Origin of the sequence: Streptomyces sp. NPDC001828 (genome assembly GCF_042892175.1) — a bacterium.
Lineage (GTDB): Bacteria > Actinomycetota > Actinomycetes > Streptomycetales > Streptomycetaceae > Streptomyces.
In genome coordinates this window covers 449,755-470,300 of record NZ_JBIATV010000001.1, presented here as the reverse complement: position 1 = coordinate 470,300, position 20,546 = coordinate 449,755, and the positions used below count along the sequence as shown (strand labels likewise).

Annotated in this window: 19 protein-coding genes; 10 read left to right on the top strand and 9 right to left on the bottom strand. The window is 71.6% G+C overall.

Features of this window, described 5'->3' with window-relative positions; genetic code table 11:
- Positions 1 to 16 precede the first annotated feature (16 nt).
- On the top strand, positions 17 to 1,525 hold the full coding sequence (locus ACFYZA_RS02220) for an MFS transporter (protein ID WP_388486377.1): 1,509 nt from the start codon (positions 17 to 19) through the stop codon (positions 1,523 to 1,525).
- Positions 1,526 to 1,736: 211 nt separating this feature from the next.
- Complete coding sequence (locus tag ACFYZA_RS02215) at positions 1,737 to 2,690, top strand: NAD-dependent epimerase/dehydratase family protein (protein ID WP_388486374.1); 954 nt, start codon at positions 1,737 to 1,739, stop codon at positions 2,688 to 2,690.
- 17 nt (positions 2,691 to 2,707) lie between these two features.
- Here the strand turns inward: ACFYZA_RS02215 and ACFYZA_RS02210 are convergent, their stop codons facing one another.
- Positions 2,708 to 3,124: an organic hydroperoxide resistance protein gene (locus tag ACFYZA_RS02210; RefSeq protein ID WP_161245877.1), complete on the bottom strand. Its 417-nt coding sequence runs from the start codon at positions 3,122 to 3,124 to the stop codon at positions 2,708 to 2,710.
- Positions 3,125 to 3,258: 134 nt separating this feature from the next.
- Between ACFYZA_RS02210 and ACFYZA_RS02205 the strand changes: the two genes are divergently transcribed.
- From ACFYZA_RS02205 to ACFYZA_RS02190, 4 genes are all read left to right on the top strand, one after another.
- A complete protein-coding gene (locus ACFYZA_RS02205; protein ID WP_388486373.1) occupies positions 3,259 to 3,735 on the top strand; it encodes a MarR family winged helix-turn-helix transcriptional regulator in 477 nt (158 codons plus the stop codon).
- 152 nt (positions 3,736 to 3,887) lie between these two features.
- Positions 3,888 to 4,628, top strand: coding sequence for an SDR family NAD(P)-dependent oxidoreductase (locus ACFYZA_RS02200; protein ID WP_382584487.1), 741 nt, complete (start codon positions 3,888 to 3,890; stop codon positions 4,626 to 4,628).
- 38 nt (positions 4,629 to 4,666) lie between these two features.
- Positions 4,667 to 5,107, top strand: a complete 441-nt coding sequence (locus tag ACFYZA_RS02195; protein WP_382584490.1) for a hypothetical protein — start codon at positions 4,667 to 4,669, stop codon at positions 5,105 to 5,107.
- A gap of 80 nt (positions 5,108 to 5,187) precedes the next feature.
- Entirely contained in the window at positions 5,188 to 5,655 is a 468-nt protein-coding gene (locus ACFYZA_RS02190) for a hypothetical protein (RefSeq protein WP_388486372.1), read from the top strand.
- 21 nt (positions 5,656 to 5,676) lie between these two features.
- Here ACFYZA_RS02190 and ACFYZA_RS02185 read toward each other — a convergent pair whose 3' ends face one another.
- Positions 5,677 to 6,711 carry a methyltransferase gene (locus ACFYZA_RS02185; RefSeq protein WP_382584495.1) on the bottom strand — a complete coding sequence of 345 codons (1,035 nt, stop codon included), beginning with the start codon at positions 6,709 to 6,711 and terminating at the stop codon, positions 5,677 to 5,679.
- 235 nt (positions 6,712 to 6,946) lie between these two features.
- Here ACFYZA_RS02185 and ACFYZA_RS02180 point away from each other — a divergent pair, with 235 nt between their 5' ends.
- The gene (locus tag ACFYZA_RS02180) at positions 6,947 to 7,333 is read left to right on the top strand and encodes a PPOX class F420-dependent oxidoreductase (RefSeq protein ID WP_382584498.1); all 387 of its coding nucleotides are present in this window, start codon (positions 6,947 to 6,949) and stop codon (positions 7,331 to 7,333) included.
- Positions 7,334 to 7,346: 13 nt separating this feature from the next.
- Here the strand turns inward: ACFYZA_RS02180 and ACFYZA_RS02175 are convergent, their stop codons facing one another.
- Positions 7,347 to 9,572 (bottom strand): RICIN domain-containing protein, encoded by a 2,226-nt coding sequence (locus ACFYZA_RS02175; RefSeq protein WP_388486371.1) that lies wholly within the window; start codon positions 9,570 to 9,572, stop codon positions 7,347 to 7,349.
- A 244-nt stretch (positions 9,573 to 9,816) separates the two neighbouring features.
- Between ACFYZA_RS02175 and ACFYZA_RS02170 the strand changes: the two genes are divergently transcribed.
- Positions 9,817 to 10,344: a hypothetical protein gene (locus tag ACFYZA_RS02170; protein WP_388486369.1), complete on the top strand. Its 528-nt coding sequence runs from the start codon at positions 9,817 to 9,819 to the stop codon at positions 10,342 to 10,344.
- Positions 10,345 to 10,466: 122 nt separating this feature from the next.
- Here ACFYZA_RS02170 and ACFYZA_RS02165 read toward each other — a convergent pair whose 3' ends face one another.
- Positions 10,467 to 11,684, bottom strand: coding sequence for a trans-sulfuration enzyme family protein (locus ACFYZA_RS02165; protein WP_388486368.1), 1,218 nt, complete (start codon positions 11,682 to 11,684; stop codon positions 10,467 to 10,469).
- Positions 11,685 to 11,743: 59 nt separating this feature from the next.
- Here ACFYZA_RS02165 and ACFYZA_RS02160 point away from each other — a divergent pair, with 59 nt between their 5' ends.
- The gene (locus ACFYZA_RS02160) at positions 11,744 to 12,217 is read left to right on the top strand and encodes an Lrp/AsnC family transcriptional regulator (protein ID WP_362728097.1); all 474 of its coding nucleotides are present in this window, start codon (positions 11,744 to 11,746) and stop codon (positions 12,215 to 12,217) included.
- Between the two features lie 76 nt (positions 12,218 to 12,293).
- On the opposite strand, the gene ACFYZA_RS02155 is transcribed toward ACFYZA_RS02160, so the two are convergent.
- The 3 genes from ACFYZA_RS02155 to ACFYZA_RS02145 form a co-directional block, all read right to left on the bottom strand.
- Complete coding sequence (locus tag ACFYZA_RS02155) at positions 12,294 to 13,877, bottom strand: GMC family oxidoreductase (protein WP_388486367.1); 1,584 nt, start codon at positions 13,875 to 13,877, stop codon at positions 12,294 to 12,296.
- Positions 13,858 to 15,399, bottom strand: a complete 1,542-nt coding sequence (locus tag ACFYZA_RS02150) for an APC family permease (RefSeq protein WP_388486365.1) — start codon at positions 15,397 to 15,399, stop codon at positions 13,858 to 13,860. The genes ACFYZA_RS02155 and ACFYZA_RS02150 overlap by 20 nt, the downstream gene beginning before the upstream one ends.
- 89 nt (positions 15,400 to 15,488) lie before the next feature.
- Positions 15,489 to 16,976, bottom strand: coding sequence for an aldehyde dehydrogenase family protein (locus ACFYZA_RS02145; protein ID WP_382584517.1), 1,488 nt, complete (start codon positions 16,974 to 16,976; stop codon positions 15,489 to 15,491).
- Positions 16,977 to 17,258: 282 nt separating this feature from the next.
- Between ACFYZA_RS02145 and ACFYZA_RS02140 the strand changes: the two genes are divergently transcribed.
- Entirely contained in the window at positions 17,259 to 17,858 is a 600-nt protein-coding gene (locus ACFYZA_RS02140) for a Type-2Aa cytolytic delta-endotoxin (protein ID WP_388486364.1), read from the top strand.
- A gap of 9 nt (positions 17,859 to 17,867) precedes the next feature.
- Here the strand turns inward: ACFYZA_RS02140 and ACFYZA_RS02135 are convergent, their stop codons facing one another.
- Together ACFYZA_RS02135 and ACFYZA_RS02130 are read right to left on the bottom strand one after the other, a co-directional pair.
- A complete protein-coding gene (locus tag ACFYZA_RS02135; RefSeq protein ID WP_388486362.1) occupies positions 17,868 to 19,577 on the bottom strand; it encodes a ricin-type beta-trefoil lectin domain protein in 1,710 nt (569 codons plus the stop codon).
- 315 nt (positions 19,578 to 19,892) lie between these two features.
- Complete coding sequence (locus tag ACFYZA_RS02130; protein ID WP_388487956.1) at positions 19,893 to 20,546, bottom strand: response regulator; 654 nt, start codon at positions 20,544 to 20,546, stop codon at positions 19,893 to 19,895.

The window sequence follows — 20,546 nt, the reverse complement described above, 5'->3', positions numbered from 1 at the left end:
CGGCAGGAGGCAATTCATGAGCAGTGCGGTGCGGGGCCCCGGATCGGGGCCGCGGACGATCACCACTTCCGTGCCGGCCAGACTGGACCGGCTGCCCTGGTCGCGCTGGCACTGGATGATCGTGATCGGCCTCGGCACCGTGTGGATCCTGGACGGTCTCGAGGTCACGGTCGTCGGCAACATCGCGAGCCGGCTCTCGGAGGACGGCAGCGGGCTCGCGATCACGGACGCCCAGGTCACCGGCCTGGGCGCCGCGCTGTATGTGGCCGGCGCCTGCTGCGGGGCGCTGTTCTTCGGCTGGCTGACCGACCGGTTCGGGCGCAAGAAGCTGTTCCTGGTCACGCTCGCGGTCTACCTCGCCGCGACCGCGATGACGGCGCTGTCCTTCACGGCGTGGTGGTTCTTCCTGTTCCGCTTCCTCACCGGCTTCGGCATCGGCGGCGAGTACGCGGCCATCAACTCGGCCATCGACGAGCTGATTCCGAGCAAGTACCGCGGCCGGGTGGACCTCATCATCAACGGGAGCTACTGGCTCGGCGCGATGGCCGGGGCGCTGCTCTCGGTGCTCGCCCTCAACACCGACCTGCTGCCGAAGGACGTCGGCTGGCGCCTCACCTTCGCGCTGGGCGTGGTGCTCGGCCTGGTGATCCTGCTGGTGCGGCGGCACGTGCCGGAGAGCCCGCGGTGGATGTTCATCCACGGCAAGGAGGAGGGAGCGGAGAAGCTGCTCGACGACGTCGAGCACTCGGTGGAGGAGGAGACCGGCGAGCGGCTTCCCGAGCCGGGCCGTTCCATCACCATCGAGCAGCGCACGAGCGTGGGCTTCCTGGAGATCGCCCGTACGCTCTTCAGGTCCTACCCCAAGCGTGCGGTGCTCGGGTTCTCCCTATTCATCGGCCAGGCGTTCCTCTACAACGCGATCACCTTCGGGTTCAGCTCGATCCTGGTGAAGTTCTTCGACGTGCCGAGCGGTACGACCGGTTACTTCTTCGCGGTGATCGCCTTCGGCAACTTCCTGGGTCCGCTGCTGCTCGGGAAGCTCTTCGACACCGTGGGCCGCCGGAAGATGATCGCCGGGACCTATGTGCTGTCGGGTCTTCTGCTCTTCGTCACCGCGTGGTTCTTCGCGCAGGGCTGGCTCAACTCGGCCACGATGACGGCCTGTTGGTGTGTGGTGCTGTTCTTCGCCTCGGCGGGAGCGAGCTCCGCCTACCTCACGGTGAGCGAGATCTTCCCGATGGAGACCCGCGCGATGGCGATCGCCTTCTTCTACGCCATCGGGACGGCGGCGGGCGGCATCTCGGGTCCGCTGGTCTTCTCGGCGCTGACCTCCAGCGGAGTGGTGGGTGACGCCGTGCTCGCCTTCAGCATCGGGGCGGCCCTGATGACGGCGGCCGGAGTGGTGGCGGCCTTCCTGGCGATCGACGCCGAGGGCAAGTCCCTTGAGGACATCGCGGCCCCGCTGTCGGAGCGGCTCGCCGCGGCGGGCGAGGGCACCGCACCGCCGGGGGCGCCGGCGGCTTAGCGCGCCGAGGCGCCTTCGGGGCGGACGGGTCTTTTCAGCGGGCGGTGGGCGAAAGCCACCGCCCGCTTCCGCGTGCCCTTCCCGCGACCGACACAAGCTTTGGATCCCACGCCATTGCGTACACCCATAGCTGGCGTTACAGTCTCTAACTAACGGCACTGCACATAACACCGCCGGGCGCGGCAACGCCCCGGCCGGGAGGGGATGCGTCATGGCACACACCGAGAGCAACCTTCACGTGGTCCTCGGCTCGGGCCCGGCCGGGACCGCGCTCGCCACCGAGCTCGCCCGCCGCGGCCACCCGGTCCGGCTCGTCGACCGGTCGGGAACGGGTCCCGCGCCGGCCGGAGTCGACCGCGTGCGGGGCGATGTCTCGACGCCCGAGGGGGCCGCCGCCGCCATCCACGGGGCCGGGGTCGTCTACCACTGCGTGAACGTCGCCTACCAGCTCCAGGTCGACGTCATGCCCCGGATCCAGCGGGCGGTGCTCGGCGCCGTGGAGGCGGAGGGAGCGCGCCTGGTCGTGCTCGACACGCTCTACCCGTACGGCGAGACGCACGGTGAGGTGATGACCGAGGACACGCCCTGGCGGGCCACCACCCTCAAGGGCAGGATGCGCGCCGAGCTCGACGACCTCTATCTGGCCGCACACCGCGAGGCGCGCGCCTCGGTGGTGCTCGGCCGGTCGGCCGACTTCGTCGGCCCCGGGGTGCTCAACTCGACGCTCGGCGCCGCCGTCTTCCCCGGCGCGCTGACCGGCGGTGAGGTGCTGACCCTGGGCGACATCGACCTGCCGCACAGCTACACCGACATCCGGGCGGTGGCGGCGGGCCTCGCCACGCTCGGCGAGAGCCCCCACGGCGACGGCCGCGTCTGGCACCTTCCGACGGCGTCCACCCTGACCACCCGCGAGGTGCTGGGGATGATCGAGGACCGGGTGGGCCGGCCGCTGAAGATCGTGACCCTGGACGAGCCGCGTCCGTTCGGCCCGTTCGACGAGGTCTTCATGGGCGCGTACGCCGAGATGTTCTACCAGCACACCGAGCCGCAGATCATGCACTCGGGCGCCTTCGAGGCCGCGTTCCGCACCGCGCCGATCGCCATGGGCGACACGCTCGACGCCACGCTCGCCTGGTACCGCGGCCTGCTGGCCAAGCGCGCCTGACCACGGCCCCGGTCCCGCTACTCGATGACGATCTCGAACGGGATGTTGCCGCGGGTGGCCTTGGAGTACGGGCAGGCGGCGTGGGTCAGCTCGACGAGCTTCTCGCCGCTCTCGCCCTCCAGGTGTCCGGGCAGCTCGACGCGCATGACCACGCCGATGCCGAAGCCGCCGTCGGCCGGGTCCTTGCCGATGCCGACCTCGGCGGTCACCGAGACGTCCTTGACGTCGAGCTTCAGCTGACGGGCGACCGAGCCCATGGCGCTGGCGAAGCAGGCCGCGTATCCGGCGGCGAAGAGCTGCTCGGGGTTGGTGCCCTGGCCGTTGCCCCCGAGGGCGGGCGGGAAGGCGAGCGGCAGATCGAGCTGACCGTCGGAGCTGACGGTCCGGCCCTCGCGGCCGTTGGCGGTCGCCACTGCGGTGTAGAGCGCGTCCATGGGATCGGTTCCTCTCGTGTCCGTCCGTACGGAGCCGGTGCGGTTCCGTACGGGGAAGCCTCGGCTGCCCGGAACCAACTGAAGCACACAATTAAGTTGTGCACAACTAAATCGCGTGGTGTTAGCCTGGGCGCATGGTGACCACGCCCCCCGCCCGCCCGCACGACGAGGACTACCTGCGGCTCGACCTCCAGCTCTGCTTCTCGCTGCACGCGGCCTCGCGCGCCTTCAACGGCGTCTACCGCACGCTCCTCAAGGACCTGGGCCTGACGTATCCGCAGTACCTCGTGATGCTGACGCTCTGGGAGCACGGCGAGCTGCCGGTCAAGAGCATCGGCGAGAAGCTGCGGCTCGACTCGGGCACGCTGTCACCGCTGCTCAAGCGCCTGGAGTCGGCGGGCCTCGTCGAGCGGCACCGCAGCCGGGCGGACGAGCGGTCCGTCACCATCCGCCTCACGGAGCGGGGGACGGCCCTGCGGGAGCGTGCCCTCGCGGTGCCGCACCACATCGCGCGGGCCGTCAACCTGCCCCCGGAGGACTTCCACACCCTGCGCACACTGCTGGCCACCCTGACCGAGGGCCTCGACGCCGCGGCGGCGGCTCACTCCTAGCCCGGACTCGTGTGCGCTCCCCACATACGGGCGCGCGAACCCATGGTGTCCGAGCGGCCCCGAAGGCGAGGGGCCCCGCACCGATCCGCCGCTCGTGCGGTAGGACTTGGGGTGGCGCGCAGGGACACACGAACCAGCACAGGGGGCAGCACATGGCACGGCCGATCACCATCGTCACGGGCGGCAGTCGCGGTATCGGGGCGGCGACCTGCGCCCGCCTCGCGGCCGACGGGCACGACCTGGTCCTCGGGTACGTCAGCAACGAAGGGGCCGCGCGCGAGGCGGCCGAGGCGGTGCGCGCCGCCGGGGCCCGCTGTGTCACCGTGCGGGCCGACACCTCTCAAGAGGCAGACGTGGAGCGGCTGTTCGACACGGCCGCCACGGAGCTGGGGCCGGTGACCGGCCTGGTCAACAACGCCGGGGTGACCGGACCGCTCGGCCGCCTCGCCGATACCCGTACCGAGGATCTGCGCCGCGTCCTGGACGTGAACCTCCTCGGCTATCTGCTCTGCTGCCGCCGCGCCGCCCGCGACATGGCGGCCTCCGGCGGCGGCGCCATCGTCAACATCTCCTCCGCCGCGGCCACGCTCGGCAGCCCCGGCGACTACGTCCACTACGCGGCGTCCAAGGCGGCCACCGACGCGCTGACCACCGGCCTGTCCAAGGAACTCGGGCCGGACCGCATCCGGGTCAACGCGGTCTCACCGGGGCTCATCGACACCGATATGCACGCCACCATGGGCGACCCCGGGCGCCCGGCCAGGATGGCCGACAGCATCCCGCTCGGCCGCCCGGGCCGGGCGTCCGAGATCGCCGCCGCCGTGGCCTGGCTCCTTTCGGGCGACGCCTCGTACACCACCGGCGCGATCCTGCGGGTCTCCGGCGGGCGGTGAACCCGGTTGATCCTGCGGCGAGTTCAGGGGGTGGGCGGATGAGCGAGGCGGCCGGGACGTTCGAGGCGGCCACGGGGGACGGCCCCGTCCTGCGGGGCGCCGGGCGGACGGCCGCCGTGCGCACCGCCTTCGACGGTCTGCTGAACATCCGCAGGGTCATGGGCGGTTCGGGCCCCGCCGAGTGGGAGCGGCTGAAGCCGGTGCGTGCCGTCGCCCTCACCCTGGAGGCGGCGGGCATCGAGGCGTCCGCCGTCGACGCGCACGGCGCGCGGTGCGCGACGGGCTACCGGGTCAGCGCGACGGACGGCGCCCGCGCGGTCCGCGTCGAATGGGCGGGCCCGGCCGGGAGCGGCGCCGAGTACGCGGCGAACGAGGCGCTGCGCGGGTGCGCCGAGACACTGCGGGCGCTGGGATGGGTGGCGCTCGAGTACCGGGGGCCGCGCCGCCACCACTACCTCGAAGTCGAACCGGCGGGGTGATCCTCCGCCGGTTCGCGAGGCGCCCCGCCTGCCGCTAGAGTGCGATGCTTGTTCGATCGTCCAGGGGTGTGGGGGGAAGCGTGAGCGCGCAACTACGGGAGACAGCGGGCGAGTTGGCCGAGCTGTTGTGGCGGGAGCACACCCTGTACCGCGAGCGGTCGGGCACCGTGGTCATCCGGGGCTCGCACGTGGAGCGCTGGATCAGCCTCTCCCCCACCGGCGGCAAGGACCAGGTCCTGATCCGGGCCGGCCGGATCCTGGACGGCGGCACCACCGCCCCGGCCCGCTCCGAGACGGTGGCCAGCCTCGCCGTCGGCAGGGGTGAACTCGCCGCGGTCTGCCGGAGGTTGCTCGCGGAGACCGCCGCGGGGCCCGCCCCCGGCGCCGCGCGTCCGCCGAAGTCCGGCAGATCCCGGAAGGCCGGAGCGAGACGGACGGGCAGGCCGGCGCGCGGGGGCCGGCACACCGGCCTCACGTCCTGGCTGGTCATCCTCGCCGTGCTCGGCTTCGTCGCCCTGTACGTCCGGGGTGTGGCGGCGGGGCTGTAGCGTCCGGCCGGACGGGTCCCCTCACACCGCCTCCGCCTCGATGATCGACGGCAGCGACGGGGTGGGCAGGACGCGACGCAGCCGGAAGCCGGACTGGGTGAGCAGGCTCTCGAACTCGGCGGCCGTGCGCTCCCTGCCCTTCAGGACCATCAGCATGATCATGTCCAGCTCGACCGCCGGGTGCGGATCGCCGTTGTCGGGCAGCACCGCGTCGACCACGAGGAGCCGCTTGCCCGGGGCAGCGGCCCTGCGGACGGCCCCCAGGATGCGCAGGCAGTCCTCGTCGTCCCAGTCGTGCAGGATGTTCTTGAGCAGATAGAGATCGCCGCCGGACGGCACCTCCGCGAAGAAGTCGCCGCCCGCCACGCTCCAGCGTCCGCTCAGCTCCTCGGTGTCGAGGAGGTGCTCGGAGACGGTGTCGGGGCGGTCGAACAGCACGCCGTTCAGGCCGGGTTGACGGCTCAGCACCGCGTGCAGGAAGCCGCCCCGGCCGCCGCCGACGTCGACGACGGTTCCGCCGTCGGGAAACGCGTAGCTGCCCGCGACGAGCTCGACGACCCGGCCGGACAGCGAGGCCATCCCGGCGTCGAAGAGGTCCCGCGCGTCGGGCGTGGCCGCCAGGTGCTCGAAGAACGGGCGCCCGTAGGCGGCTTCGAACGGGGTCTCCCCCGTGCGCAGGACGTCGGTGATGCCGTAGGAGGCGCGGCGGAGCATCTCGTCCGTGATGAACAGGGCCGCCGCGTGCTGCGATCCGGGGACGTCCGTACGCAGCGGCCGTCCCGCGTCGGTGAGGCCGAAGGCGCCCTTCTCGTCCTGGCTGAACAGGCCGTGCATCGCGAGCAGTCGCAGCACGCGCCGCAGCGAGTCCGCGTGCAGACCGGAGTCCTCGGCGAGCTCCTCGACGGTGCGGGGCCCCTCAGCGAGGCGGTCCGCGATGCGGTGCACCGCCACGGCCCGTACCGCGGCCGAGTAGATGTGTCCGTACAACAGCCCGTTGAGCGGTGAGGGGCCGGCGGAGGCGGTGGGGTGCGGGGTGTGGTCCGAGCTGGTCGCCAACGGTCGCTCCTGTCGTCACGCGAGGTGGCCTCTGTCACGGCAGAGGTCTGCCGTCCCATGGTCGCAGGGCGTGCAGCGTGCCGGTGCTGATTCCGGCCGGGCGCGTGATCCGTCAAGTCGCCTTCCGGTCAAGGCCCGTCCCCGGGGCCTGCCCCCGCGTCGGGTTCGACCGCCGTCGGCGCCCACCTGCTAGAAAGGGCCTTCCAGCTTCTCCGCGGACCTTAGGGACGGCGCCATGCCCACTGAAGTGCTGAACCGGCTCGGCGCCGGCAAGTACCTCCTCGTCACGACGTACAAGAAGAACGGCACCGGCGTCGCCACCCCGGTGTGGGTCGTGCGGGACGGCGAGGCCCTGGTGATCTGGACGGTCGCCGACTCCTGGAAGGTCAAGCGCATCCGCAACCGGCCCGAGGTGCTCGTCGGCCCCTGCGACGTGCGCGGCAACCCGACGGGCGAGCAGCACCCGGCGACCGCGGTGATCTGCGACCCGGCGGCCACCGAGGCCTGCCGGGCGCTGTTGCGGCGCAAGTACGGGGTGGTCGGACGGCTCACCCTGCTCGGCAGCCGGCTGCGGCGCGGCGCGACGGGCACGGTGGCCGTCCGGATCACCCTCGACGACTGACCGGGGCCGCCGGCTAGGGGCCCGAGACCAGGTTGGCCACATTGTTCGCGGAGTTGGAGGGGCCTCCGCTGGTGTTGATGACGTGGTTGATGGTGCCGGTGCCGCCGAGGGACACCGTCACCATGTCGTGGAAGCGGACTCCGGAGGCGGCGGGCGCCTCGAAGGCCCGCTCGGCCACGACCGAGGGGTTGGAGCTGAAGTAGCAGTAGCTGCCGAGCCCCCACGCCTGGTGGCTGGTCACGTTGCCCGCCACCTTGTACGCGTCGTAGCCGCGGGTCGAGCCGTTCATCCAGGAGCCCTGGTCCGGCGGGTCGTAGGGCATCTCGTTCTGGAAGAAGTAGGTGCGTCCGCCGTTGCCGTTCCAGAGCACCTGGTGCTGTTGGTAGTGCTCGACGAACAGGCCGTACATCGTGACGTCGGTGCCGTTGACGACGAGGCCGTTGGCGGCGGTGTTGCTGGTCCAGCCGACTCCGCTGCCGTGGTCGGCGCGCCACAGCCACATGTGGTCGCCGATGACGTCGGAGCTGTTGACGACCAGGCTCTGGGTCGCCTTGCCGACTCCGGCGCCGCCGATGCGGAAGAACACGTCGTGCAGCGAGGTCGGGTCGGCGCCGTGCCGGGCGGTCGCCCCGCTCTGCCCGATCCGCATCAGGGCCTGGGAGTTGGTGGTGCCCGCGTCGATGAGCAGACCGGCCAGGTTCACGCCGTCGACGTCGGCGACGTTCATCGCGGTGATGCCGTTGTCCGGAACCAGCGTGGCGAGGCCGAGGCCGAGCACGACGGTGTCCGCCCGGTTCACGTTCAGGGTCTGGTCGAGGTGGTAGACACCGGGTGTGAACAGCAGGTTCTTGCCCTGGGCGAGTGCCTGGTTGATGTCGGTCGCGGTCGCACCCGGCTTCACGATGAAGAAGGTGTCGATCCCGAGCGAGCTGCCGGGCTGGTTGCCGCCCGACCAGGTCGTGCCCTGGGTGTTGGTCCGCAGGGCGGGCACGAACACCTTGTACGCGCCCGCGCCGTCCACGTACAGGAACGGCTTCTCACGGGTCACGGGTGACTGCGCGACCGTGGTGTAGGGCGGGCTGGGGAAGGTGTTGGCGGGGGCGTTGACGTCGCCGACGAACACCATGTTCCAGTTGGAGCCGTTCCAGCTGCCCCACTGCGTGTTGCGCGAGAGCCACTGCTGCTGGGAGCCCGAGCGCACCTGACCGTCGATCTTCGAGTCGGCGATGAACCCGCCGCTCGACCAGCCGCCGTCGTCGAGCTGGAGGTCGCCGCGCACGTGCATACGGCGGTAGGGGGCGGCCTGCGAGACGGCCCAGCGGTCGCTTCCGCCCGCCGGGTTGACCGAGAGGTTCTCGGCGGACCGCCAGAAGTTCTGGGTGGCGTTGCCCTGGAACCAGTCGGCCTCGGCGTGCACGGCGCCGTTGATGGTGACGTCGTCCGGCGAGAGGCCGAGTCCGGCGACCTGGGTGTAGAAGCCCACGTTGGCGTCGGCGCTGTAGGTGCCGGGCTTGAACAGCAGGGCGTAGCGCTGCGCGCCGAACTGGTTCTTCTCCTGCTGGGCGAAGACCTGGTTGAGCCTGCCCTGGATCGCGGAGGCGGACATGGAGGGGTCGAAGACGGAGACGTTGGGCCCGAAGTCCGGTGTTCCCGACGGGGGTTGGGGCCCGCTCGCGGCGTCCAGGGAGAAGGACTGCGCCGCACTTCCGTTGCACGCGTACTGCTGCATCCGGGCGCCGTCGGCCGTCGAGGCGCTCGGCACGTCGAGGCACTTGCCGCTGTTGCGGTTCACGAAGTGGTAGGTGCCGCCGGCCTCCTGGACGGGCAGCCACTGCTGGTTGGCGCCGCCGCCGTACGTCCACAGCTGGACGGGCGCGGAGTCCGCGGTCGAGACGTCGGTGACGTCCCAGGCCTTGCTCGCGTCGTTGCGGTTGTCGACGCGGACGTATCCGTCGCCCGTCGCCTGGAACTGCCACTGCTGCGCGGCGCTCGCGTTGCAGACGTACTGCTGGACCGCCGTGCCGTCGGCGGTGCCGGCCGCCGCCGCGTCCACGCACTTGCCGCTGTTCCGGGCGGCCACGGTGACCCAGCCCGTGGGCAGGTCGGCGGCGTGTGCGGCGGGGGCGAGGGCGGTCGCCGACACCAGGGAGGCGAGCAGGGCGCCCAGGGCGAGCACCGGGACCAGTGGGGTGGTGCGGCGCGGGGGCCGGGGTGGGACCAGGGATGCGGAAGTTCTCATACGTCTCTCCTGTACCGCGGGGTGCACGGAGTAAGTGGGGGGTGTACGGGAGGAGTTGCGAACAGTGGACGGCGCGAGGGCGTCACACGTGACGCGTGGGGTTCACGTCTTTCTTCAAGGTGTGAAGTTAGGAGGACCCGGCTGACCCGTCAAGAGTTCAGGTACGGAAGAAGTTCCGATGGGCGGGGCGGGTGGCTGGTAGCTTGACGCGTCCGGAAATCGCGTGGCAAGGGGACGATCAGCAGTGCACAGGTTCTTGCGTACCACCGGCCTCGCCTCTGTGGGGCTCGCCGCCGTCCTGGCCGCCTCGGGGTGCAGTAGCGGGGGATCGGACAAGGCTTCGGACAAGCCGGCGGACAAGGCGACGGTTCAGCCGTCGAGCCAGGCGTCGGGGCAGGCCTCGGCGGGCAGCAGCACGGCCGGACAGGCCCCGGCAGGGTCGGGCGGTGCCTCAACTCCCGCCCGGGGCAAGGGATCCGGCACCCCGGCGGGCTCCCCCGGCGCCGGGGGTCTCGACGGCAACTGGGTCGCCGTGACCCAGGGCAAGCCCGTCGCGCTCGTCATCAAGGGCAAGGTCGCCTCGGTGCTCGGCGAGCACCAGTGCAACGGGACGGCGAGCAGCGCCGCCGGTACGACGGCGCTGCGGCTGAAGTGCCCGGACGGGAACACCACCCGCGTCAAGGGCACGGCGAAGCTGAACGGCGCGAAGCTGGAGGTCAGTTGGGAGGGCTTCGGCAAGGACGAGTTCAGCCGGAACAGGACGGCCGGCTGAGGCGCCCCGCGACAGAGGCGCCTCACACGAGAGAGGCGCCTCACGAGCGGGCGCCTCGACGGGGCGCCTCGACGGGGCGCCTCATCCGAGCGGGCGCCTCGCGCTTCCGTGTCCCGTCTCGTTCACGCGTCGACGAACCGGTCCTCCTCGGCTGCGTGCAGGGTCCTGACTCCGTTGACCGGCAAGGGAGTTGCGAGTGACTCGCCGAGTGCCCGGTCCAGGTCGCGCCAGAGGTCCCCGGCGTCCTCCAGGCCGACCGACATGCGCAGCAGCCGGTCGCTGACGCCGGAGGCGGCCCGGTCGTCCTCGGGCACGATGCGGTGGCTGATCGAGGCGGGGTGCTGGATGAGGGTGTCGACGCTGCCGAGGCTGACGGCCGGGGTGATCAGGCGGACCCGGGCGATCACCTCGTGCGGGTCGGCCAGCGTCTCGAAGGCCACCATGGCCCCGCCCACCGTCGGATAGTGGACGCGCAGCACGCGCGGGTCGGCGGCGAGGCGGGCCGCGAGCCCGGCGGCGGTCGCGGACGCGGCCCGTACCCGGACGGGCAGGGTCGAAAGCCCGCGCAGGAGCAGATAGCCGGCGAGCGGGTGCAGGACGCCGCCCGTGGCGAAGCGGATCTGGCGCAGCCTGCGGGCGAAGGCCTCGTCGCAGGCGACGACTCCCCCGAGGACGTCGCCGTGGCCGCCGAGGTACTTCGTCGCGCTGTGCAGCACGAGCCGGGCGCCGCTGGTGACGGGCCGCTGGAGCACGGGCGTGGCGAAGGTGTTGTCGACGAGCAGCGGCACCGGGCCGCAGGCCTCGGCGAGCGCCGCGAGGTCCACCTCGGCGAGGGTGGGATTGGCGGGGCTCTCCACCATGACCAGGGCGGTGTCGGTACGGATCGCGTCCGCGACGCCCTCCGGGTCGGCCCAGGTGACCTCGGTGCCCAGGAGCCCTGCGGTCAGCAGGTGGTCGCTGCATCCGTACAGCGGGCGCACCGCGACGACGTGCCGCCGGCCGGTGGCGTGCTGGGCGAGCAGCACGGCGGACAGCGCGGCCATGCCGCTGGCGAAGGCGACGGCGGCCTCGGTGCCCTCCAGGGTGGCGAGCGCGGCCTCGAAGCGGGCGACGGTGGGGTTGCCGAGGCGGCCGTAGACGGGCGGGCCGTCGGGGGCCTCGCCGGTGGCGGCGAAGGCGTCGATCCTGGCCGCCTCGCCCCTGCTGTCGTAGGAGGGGTAAGTGGTGGAGAGGTCGATCGGCGGGGCGTGCAGCCCGAGGCCCGCGAGGTCTTCGCGGCCCGCGTGCACGGCGAGGGTGTCCACGGCTCTGGCGTCCACGGGTGTGGTGTCGGCGTCCATGGGACCACTGTGAACAGTGACCGGGCTATCGAGGCGGTGGCCCGTGTTACGTTCGGGCCATGGCCGAATCCGTCGTACTGGACCCGGTGGATCTCCACATTCTGCGCCTCCTGCAGAACGATGCCCGCACGACCTACCGCGATCTCGCGGCCGAGGTGGGTGTGGCGCCCTCCACCTGCCTGGACCGCGTGGCGCGGCTGCGGCGCAGCGGGGTGATCCTGGGCTATCAGCTGCGCGTCGACCCGGCGAAGCTGGGCCGGGGGCTGCAGGCGCTGCTTTCCGTGCAGGTCCGTCCGCACCGGCGCGATCTGATCGGGCCGTTCGTGGAGCGAGTCAGGGCGCTGCCGGAGTCCCGGTCGCTGTTCCATCTGACCGGGCCCGACGACTACCTCGTGCATGTGACCGTCGCGGACACCGCCGATCTTCAGCGGCTCGTCCTGGACGAGTTCACCTCGCGCCCCGAGGTCGCGCGGGTGGAGACGCGGCTCATCTTCCAGCAGTGGGACTGCGGGCCCCTGCTGCCGCCGGCTTAGGGCCCGTCCGGCGGACGGGCCCTAAGAGACCGGCCCCGGGCCCCGTGCAGGAGGTCCGGAACCGGTCGGCAGGGGGTCAGCGCGCGTCGGCCTTCAGGAGGTCGGCGCACTTCTCGCCGATCGCCATCGTGGTGATGCACGGGTTGACGGTGACGAGCTCCGGCATGACCGAGCCGTCGCAGACCCGCAGGCCGTCGATGCCCTTGACGCGCAGCCGGGCGTCCACCGGGGCCATCGCGTCGTCGTCGGCGCCCATCTTCACCGTGGAGGCGGGGTGGTAGACGGTGTTGTGGGTCTTTCGGATGTAGTCGAGCAGCTCGTCGTCGGTGCGGACGTCCGGGCCCGGGGCGAGTTCGGCGCCCGCCCAGCCGCTCAGCGCCGGCCGCGCCGCGATCTCGCGGGCGAGCTTCAGGCCGTACGTCATGACCCGCTCGTCGTGCTCGTGCGTGAAGTAGCGCGGGTCGACCATCGGCTTGTCGCGGTAGTCGCGGGTGCGCAGCCGTACGGTGCCGCGGGACTTGGCCTGCGTCACGTTGGGGGTGAGGCAGAACGCGTTCTCGGTGGTCGGGTAGCCGTAGCGGGCCGTGTTCATGTCGAACGGCACCTGGCCGTAGTGGAACATCAAGTCGGGGCGTTCCAGGCCGGGTTCGGTGTCCGCGAAGATGCCGATCTCCCACCACTGGGTGGAGGCCGTCGTCATGGGCTGCTTGGCCTCCCACATGATGACGCCCTCGGGGTGGTCCTGGAGGTTCTCGCCGACGCCGGGGGCGTCGACCAGGACGTCCACGCCCACCTCGCGCAGATGGGCGACCGGTCCGATGCCGGACAGCATCAGGAGCTTGGGGGTGTCGATCGAGCCGCAGGACACGATGACCTCGCGCCGGGCGGTGACGGTACGGGTGTGGATGAGGTCCGGGTCGAGGTACTCGGCGCCGGTGCAGCGGCGGTTGGCGTCGATGAGGAGCTTCTTGGCGCGGACCCCGGTGCGGACGACGAGGTTGGGGCGCTTGTCCATCACGGGGTGGAGGTAGGCCACCGAGGAGGACTGGCGGATGTTGTTCTCGTCGGAGTTGATCTGGAACCAGTTGGCTCCCCGGACCACCGTCCTGCCGTCGTTGAACTGCGTGGTGGGGATGCCCTGTTGGGCACACGCCTCCAGGAGTGCGGCGCCGCAGGGGTCGGACGACTTGACGTTGCGGATCTTGACCGGGCCGCTGCGGCCGTGGTGGTCGCCGGGGGCGTCGTTGGTCTCGAGGCGCTGGTACAGCGGGAAGATGTCGGCCGCTCCCCAGCCCGAACAGCCCGCCGCCTCCCAGGCGTTGAGGTCTTCGGCGGGCGCCCAGAAGGCGATGCACGAGTTGTGCGAGGAGCAGCCGCCGAGCACCTTGGCGCGGGCGTGCCGCATGAAGCTGTTGCCGTGGGTCTGGGGCTCGACGGGGTAGTCCCAGTCGTAGCCGGATTCGAGCAGGCCCATCCAGCGGTCCAGCTTGAGGACGTTGTCGTCGCCGACGTCGGAGGGGCCTGCCTCCAGGACGCACACGGTGACCGAGGGGTCTTCGCTGAGCCGGGCCGCGACCACGTTGCCCGCCGTGCCGCCGCCGACGACGACGTAGTCGAACTCCTCGGTGGGGACGGGGGATTCAGTGGGCTGTGTGGACATGGGTCTCTGACTCACTTTCGGTTTCCGATGCGGCGTGGCTCGCGAGGACGCCGGTCTTGTGGCGCTGGACGAACCAGTAGTAGGCGAAGCCGCCGAGCAGGACTGCTCCGACGAAGAGGAAGGCGCCCCAGCGCAGGTACCAGTGGTAGGGGGCGGTGGCGTTGTAGACCTCGGCGCGCGGCCAGGCCAGGTTGAGCGTCATGGCGCCGCCCCACAGCACGCCGAGGATGTTCACCGGAAGGCCCCAGCGGCCCAGCGAGAACTTGCCGTCGCCGGCCGGGGTCCACTTGCCGCGCAGCCGGGCGATGAGCATCGGCAGGGTGACCAGCAGGTAGGCGACGTAGATCATGATGATGCCGATGCTGGTGACCACCGAGAAGATCTGCGGCTGGCGGATGTTCACCAGGAGGATCACCAGGGCCAGTACGCCGATGACGACGGCCGGCAGCACGGGGGTCTGGAAGCGCGGGCTGACCTTGGCCATCAGCGACGCGGCCGGCAGGTTGTTGTCCCGGGACATCGCGAACGCGAGGCGGATGGCGGCGGTGTGCACGGCGAGGGCGCACACGGTGACCGCGATCAGGACGCACCACAGCATGAGCTTGCCGCCGGTGTCGCCGAGGACGTCGAGCACCACGTACTGGAGGCCGTCGCTGGTGATGCCCTTGCCGTCGAGGCTGGAGACGCTCATCAGGGCGAGGATCAGGATCAGGCCGCCGAGCACGAACGAGGCGAGCAGCGCCCGCAGGATGGCGCGCGGCGCGTTGCGGGACGGGTCGACGGACTCCTCGCCGAGGGAGGCGGCCGTGTCGAAGCCGTACATCACGTAGGCGGAGGCGAGGGCCGCGGTGAGGAAGGCGCCCATGTAGCCGAAGCTGCCGCTGCCGCCGTGGCCGTGGGTGTCGAGGACGACGGAGGGGCCGCGCACGACGTGGACGGCGAAGAGGACGATCAGGACGACGGTGGCGACGAGTTCGAGGAAGACGCCGGCCGTGTTGATGCGGGCCATCAGCTTGACGCCGAACGCGTTGACCAGGGTGGTGAAGAGGATGAGCACCGCGGCGAGGATCACGGCGTTGGTGGCGACGTCGTAGGTGCCGGTGCCGTCGCCGACTATCTGGAACACCATGGAGATCTGCGGCAGGGTCGCCTGGTAGGCGAGCGCCACCGCGGCGATCGACACGATCGAGGCGATCAGCATCATCCAGCCGGCCAGCCAGCCGACGTGCGGGCCGCCGAGCTTCTTGGCCCAGTTGTAGACCGAGCCGGCCACCGGGTACTTGGCGGCGAGTTCGGCGAAGCACAGGGCGACCATCAGCTGGCCGACGAAGACCAGCGGCCAGGACCACCAGTAGGCGGGGCCGCCGAAGCCGAAGCCGAAGTAGAAGAGCTGGAAGGTGCCGGTGAGGATCGAGATGTAGCTGATGCCCGCGGCGAAGGTGTGGAAGTTGCCGAGGGTGCGTTTGAGTTCGGGTCTGTAACCGAACTCCCGGAGATCGTCGTCATCCTTCGTCATGCTCATGACCAGACTCCAAGTAGGCAGGGATTCAGGAGGGGGCACGGTGCGGTGACCGGCCGCTCGCGGGGAGCGGCCGGCCGTGGATCAGCGGGTCAGCTCTCGAACCACCGCTGGGGTTCGGGGGCGGTGTTGCGCCAGATGTGCTTGGTCTCCTGGTACTCGGCCAGGCCCGCCGGGCCGAGTTCGCGTCCCGTCCCGGACTGCTTGTAGCCGCCCCATTCGGCCTGCGGGACGTACGGGTGGAAGTCGTTGATCCACACGGTGCCGAGCCGGAGGCCGGCCGCCACGCGACGGGCCCGGGATTCGTCGGTGGTCCACACCGCGCCGGCCAGGCCGTAGATCGTGTCGTTGGCCAGGCGCACGGCCTGGTCCTCGTCGGTGAAGCGCTCGACGGTCAGGACCGGCCCGAAGGACTCGTCGGTCACCACGCTCATTCCGGCCCGGCACTCGTCGAGGACGGTCGGCGGGTAGTAGTAACCGCCTTCCAGATCAGCGGAGTCGGGACGCTCGCCGCCGCAGCGCAGGACGGCGCCCTCGGCGATTCCGGCGGCGACGTACGCCTCGACCTTGTCGCGGTGGGCGGCGGAGATCAGCGGGCCGGTCTCGGCTCGCTCGTCGAACGGGCCGCCGAGCCGGATCAACTGGGCCCGGCGCACGAGTTCGTCGACGAAGCGGTCGTGGATCGCGTCCTCGACCAGGAGCCGGGTGCCGGCCGAGCAGACCTGGCCGGAGTGCAGGAACACGGCGGTCAGGGCGTTGTCGACGGCCGCCTCGAAGCTCGCCTCGGTCGCGGCGACGTCGGCGAAGACCACGTTGGGGTTCTTGCCGCCGAGTTCGAGCGCGGTCTTCTTCACGGTGGGGGCCGCCGCGGCCATGATGCGCCGGCCGGTCACGAGGCCGCCGGTGAAGGAGACCAGGTCGACGTCCGGGTGCTCGGCGAGCGGCGCGCCGGCCTCGGCGCCCGCGCCGAGCACCAGGTTGGCGACGCCCGCCGGAAGGCCCGCCTCGGTCAGGAGCTTCATGAGGTGGATGGCGGTGTGCGGGGTCAGCTCGCTGGGCTTCAGGACGAAGGTGTTGCCCGCGCCGATGGCCGGAGCGACCTTCCAGGCGGTCTGCAGCAGCGGGTAGTTCCACGGCGTGATCAGGCCGCACACGCCGACCGGCTCGTGGACGACGCGGCTGTCGACGACCGGGTTGCCGGTGTCCACGACGCGGCCCGCGCCCTCGGCGGTGACGAGGGTCGCGAAGTAGCGGAAGCAGTTGGCGATGTCGTCCATGTCGTAGCGGGACTCGACGAGGCGCTTGCCGGTGTCGAGCGACTCGGCCCGCGCGAGGAGCTCCTTGTCGCGCACGAGCAGATCGGCGACGCGAAGGAGCAGCGCACCACGTTCGGCCGGGGCCGTCCTCGGCCACGGTCCGTGGTCGAAGGCGGCTCGGGCCGCGGCGATGGCGTTGGCGGTGTCCTTGGGACCCGCTTCGTCGACGGTGGCGACGAGGGTGCCGTCGGCGGGACACCGGATCTCACGGGTCCGCCCGTCGACGGCGGCACTCCACTGGCCGTCGATGAAGAGCTCGGGCATGGTTCGGATCCTCCGATGCGGTGCTGGGACAGGGCCACCACCGCCCCTGCCCCGGCATGCGGGGAACATGCCGAAAAAATAACCCGAAGTGACGGGCGTCACTTTCCGTGGTCCTTGCAGGTCAGGGCGGTGCGATTCCTTGCTTTCGGTCACACGGAGTCAATCGCCCGCACTCTCGCGGCACTTCGCGTACGGAATATGAGACCGGTCTGCCCGTTCGGGACCGCTTGGGCATACTGGCGCGGCCGAAACTGATCACTTCCAACCCGCGCGGGAGCAGCCATGGTTGACCGGGGCACCACCACAACGGCCGCCTTCAGGACGGTCGTAGAAGTCGGCCCGCAGGCCCTCGACCAGGTACGGGCCGCCGAAGCCGCCCTTCAGGAGGCGATCGCACCGGCGGCGGACGCGGCCTTCGACTTCGGGGCCGTGCGTTCGGCCGCCCGGGGCCTGCCGAACAGCTCCGTCGTCAAGATCATCCCCGGGTTCGGCCTCCAGGAGACCGCCCCCCTCCAGGTCATGGTCCTCACGCTCAGGCAGGCCGTGCGCCAGGCCCTGGTCGAGCCCTTCGAGAATCCGGCGTTCTGGGACAAGGCGGACGCGGCCCTGGCCGGGGTGTTCCTCGGGCTCGACGCCCAGCGGGACGCCGGGCACCTCGCCTTCCAGGAGGACGCGGACGGCACGCGGTACTTCTACCACCTGCTCTTCGCGCTCCAGGACAAGGAGACGGGCGGCCACCTCTACGTCGTCGCGTTCCGCGTCGAGGTGACCGTGGCCGCCGGCCGGGCCGAGTTCCTGTCACTGGGCGCCGAGGACACCGCGGCGGTCACGATCCGCCTCGACGCGATCAGCGTGCGACAGGAGCTCGCCGCTGCCGGCTGACGCCGGCCGTCACACCGGCAGCGCCCACGTCTGGTTGGCCTGGCGGCTGCCGCAGGTCCAGGTGTCGAGCTTGGTGCCGTTGGCCGTGCCACCGCCGTACACATCGAGGCAGAGCCCGGATCCGGTGTTGATCAGCGCGCCGTCCCGGTCGGTGGTCCAGCGCTGGGCGTCCGCACCCGTGCAGGCCGACAGGACGGCCGGGCTCCCGGCCCCGGAACCGCTCGCGGTCAGGCACTTGCCGAGTGCCCGTACGGTGTCGTCGCCGGCCAGGCTCCAGCGCTGGTTGGCCTGGGCCGTGCACGCGGAGAGGACCACCGGGGTGCCGTCGGCCGTGCCGCCGTGGGACACGTCCGCGCAGTTGGCGCCGTTGCCGGTCAGCTGCCCGGTGGGCACGGCGGGGGCGCAGCCGCCGCCCGGGGTGAGCCGCCAGATCGCGGTGCCGTGTGCGGGAACGTTCGCGCTCAGCGCGGACGAGGTGGTCGAAGTGGCCCCGCTCCAGAGGTTCTTGGCGCTCACCGCGCAGCCGGGCAGGCCGATCGAGGCGAGGCTCGTCGACACGTTCCGCGCCGAGGACGACCGGTTGAGCACGGCGACGGCCCGGTCGGCGCCCGCCAGCGGCCGGACCAGGACGTCGGTGGTGCCGTTGGTGGCGACCACGGCGGCCTGCCGGCCCATGCGGTCCTGGTCGATGGCGAGCAGCCCGGGGTTGGAGAGGGCCGAGACCCCGGCCGGGGTGAGGGCGGCCACGTCGGAGGACAGGATGAGCGGGGCGGCCATCATCGACCAGAGCGCCACCTGGCTGCGGGACTCGTCGGCCGTCAGACCCGGATCGCCGGCCAGCAGGAAGTCGGGGTCGTTCCAGTTGCCGGGCCCGGCGTAGCGGCCGAGCCAGCGGTTGTAGCCGTAGTTCCACAGGACGCTCGCCCAGCGGCTCGCGGTCGGCTTCCGCGGGTCGAACACCACGATGTCGGTGCCTTCGCGCCAGAGCTGGCCGTCCCGCCCGACCCAGGACAGGACCGAGAACCAGTCCGGGCTGCCCCACTCGCCGTTCGGCTGGAAGTAGGCGGGCGCCGACTCGGAGAAGACGATGTCGCGTCCGGCGTCGTGCAGCGCCGCGGACGCGGCGTCGTAGGCCTGACGGTAGGCCGCTTCCTTGGTCTCGCCGGGTGCGACGTACATGTTGCAGCCGTCGAGCTTGAGGTAGTCCACGCCCCAGGACGCGAACGTGGCGGTGTCCTGCCCGAAGTGGTCGGGGCCGCCGCCCTGGGGGCGGCCGCTGCCCGGGAAGCCCTCGCAGGTGGCGGAGCCCGCGTCCTCGTAGATGCCGAACTTCAGGCCCCGGGCGTGCAGATAGGAGCCGAGCCAGGCCATGCCGTGCGGGAAGCGCACCGGATCCGCGACCAGGGCGCCCTGGCCGTCGCGGTTCTTGGCCATCCAGCAGTCGTCCACGGTGAGCGTGCGGTAGCCCTTGGCCGCGAGGCCCGAGGAGACCAGCGCGTCGGCGTTGTGCACGACGGTCTGTTCGCTGATGTCGCACATGTAGTGCGCCCAGTTGTTCCAGCCCATGGGCGGGGTGGCGGCGAGGGGGGCGCTCCGGGCGGGGGCGGCGGGCGGCGCCGGTGCCGCCGCGGCGTGCGCCCCGGTCACGGTCAGCGGGACGGCCAGGAGCGCGGCGAGCAGGGCGGCCAGTCTCCCGCGTCGGGTAGGAAGTGACGGCACGACAGATTCCTTCCTGGCCCGGCCGGTCGCGGCCCGGGCGGGATGCGTAGGAGGCAGGGGAAGGTGCCGATCCCGCCGGCACGAGCCTGCCGGAGGGCACCCGCCAGTGCAGTACTGATGCTCGTACCTGTCAATGGCGTCCATCGGACGAGCAGAAGCAAGCATCCGCCCCCGCCCGCGCCGAGCCCGGCATTGCCGCGGCGTGTCCGGGCGCGGGCCGTCCGGCGCGGGCCCGCCGCGCCGCATCGACTTGCCCAGGCCAGACCGTCTGTCCGGGCAACTCGCGCTGCTGACGCGGCAGTTGGGGCGAGCGGGCTAGGGTGCTACGAGCCCTGCCTCGTGGGCGAGCAGTCCGGCCTGGGTGCGATTGGCGCATTCCAGCTTGTCGAGCGTGCGCGACACATAGCCCTTGACGGTCGCCTCCGAGAGGTGGAGCCGGGCCGCGATCCGCGCGTTGGAGAGCCCCTCCCCCAGTCCCGCGAGGACCTCGGTCTCCCGGTCGGTGAGCAGGGCGACGCGTTCGCGGGCGCGGTCGCGCGCCGACAGACCGTCGGTCGAGGCCGCGATGAGCCGCCGGGCCGCCGCGGGCGACAGGACGGTGTGGCCCTCGGCGGCCACCCGGACCAGCCCGATGAGTTCCTCCGGCGGCGTGGACTTCACCAGGAACCCCGTCGCCCCGGCGCGCAGCGCGCGCAGGACGTACTGGTCCGCGTCGAAGGTCGTGAGCACCACGACGGGCGGCAACGGCCCCTCGCGCCGGGCCAGCCGCTCGATGGCGGTGATGCCGTCCATGCCCGGCATCCGCAGGTCCATGAGGACCACGTCGGGCCGGTGCCGCAGCACCGCCTCGATGCCGGCCGCCCCGTCGTGCGCCTCGGCGACCACCTCGATGTCGTCGGCGGAACCGAGGATGGTGCGCAGGAATCCGCACACCATCGCCTCGTCGTCCACGACCACCACGCGCACCAC

Bases quoted from the DNA above. Each gene is read 5' to 3' on its own strand.
- ACFYZA_RS02220 (WP_388486377.1), top strand. From the start codon at position 17: ATGAGCAGTGCGGTGCGGGGCCCCGGATCGGGGCCGCGGACGATCACC.
- ACFYZA_RS02215 (WP_388486374.1), top strand. From the start codon at position 1,737: ATGGCACACACCGAGAGCAACCTTCACGTGGTCCTCGGCTCGGGCCCG.
- ACFYZA_RS02210 (WP_161245877.1), bottom strand. From the start codon at position 3,124: ATGGACGCGCTCTACACCGCAGTGGCGACCGCCAACGGCCGCGAGGGC.
- ACFYZA_RS02205 (WP_388486373.1), top strand. From the start codon at position 3,259: ATGGTGACCACGCCCCCCGCCCGCCCGCACGACGAGGACTACCTGCGG.
- ACFYZA_RS02200 (WP_382584487.1), top strand. From the start codon at position 3,888: ATGGCACGGCCGATCACCATCGTCACGGGCGGCAGTCGCGGTATCGGG.
- ACFYZA_RS02195 (WP_382584490.1), top strand. From the start codon at position 4,667: ATGAGCGAGGCGGCCGGGACGTTCGAGGCGGCCACGGGGGACGGCCCC.
- ACFYZA_RS02180 (WP_382584498.1), top strand. From the start codon at position 6,947: ATGCCCACTGAAGTGCTGAACCGGCTCGGCGCCGGCAAGTACCTCCTC.
- ACFYZA_RS02175 (WP_388486371.1), bottom strand. From the start codon at position 9,572: ATGAGAACTTCCGCATCCCTGGTCCCACCCCGGCCCCCGCGCCGCACC.
- ACFYZA_RS02165 (WP_388486368.1), bottom strand. From the start codon at position 11,684: ATGGACGCCGACACCACACCCGTGGACGCCAGAGCCGTGGACACCCTC.
- ACFYZA_RS02160 (WP_362728097.1), top strand. From the start codon at position 11,744: ATGGCCGAATCCGTCGTACTGGACCCGGTGGATCTCCACATTCTGCGC.
- ACFYZA_RS02155 (WP_388486367.1), bottom strand. From the start codon at position 13,877: ATGTCCACACAGCCCACTGAATCCCCCGTCCCCACCGAGGAGTTCGAC.
- ACFYZA_RS02150 (WP_388486365.1), bottom strand. From the start codon at position 15,399: ATGAGCATGACGAAGGATGACGACGATCTCCGGGAGTTCGGTTACAGA.
- ACFYZA_RS02145 (WP_382584517.1), bottom strand. From the start codon at position 16,976: ATGCCCGAGCTCTTCATCGACGGCCAGTGGAGTGCCGCCGTCGACGGG.
- ACFYZA_RS02140 (WP_388486364.1), top strand. From the start codon at position 17,259: ATGGTTGACCGGGGCACCACCACAACGGCCGCCTTCAGGACGGTCGTA.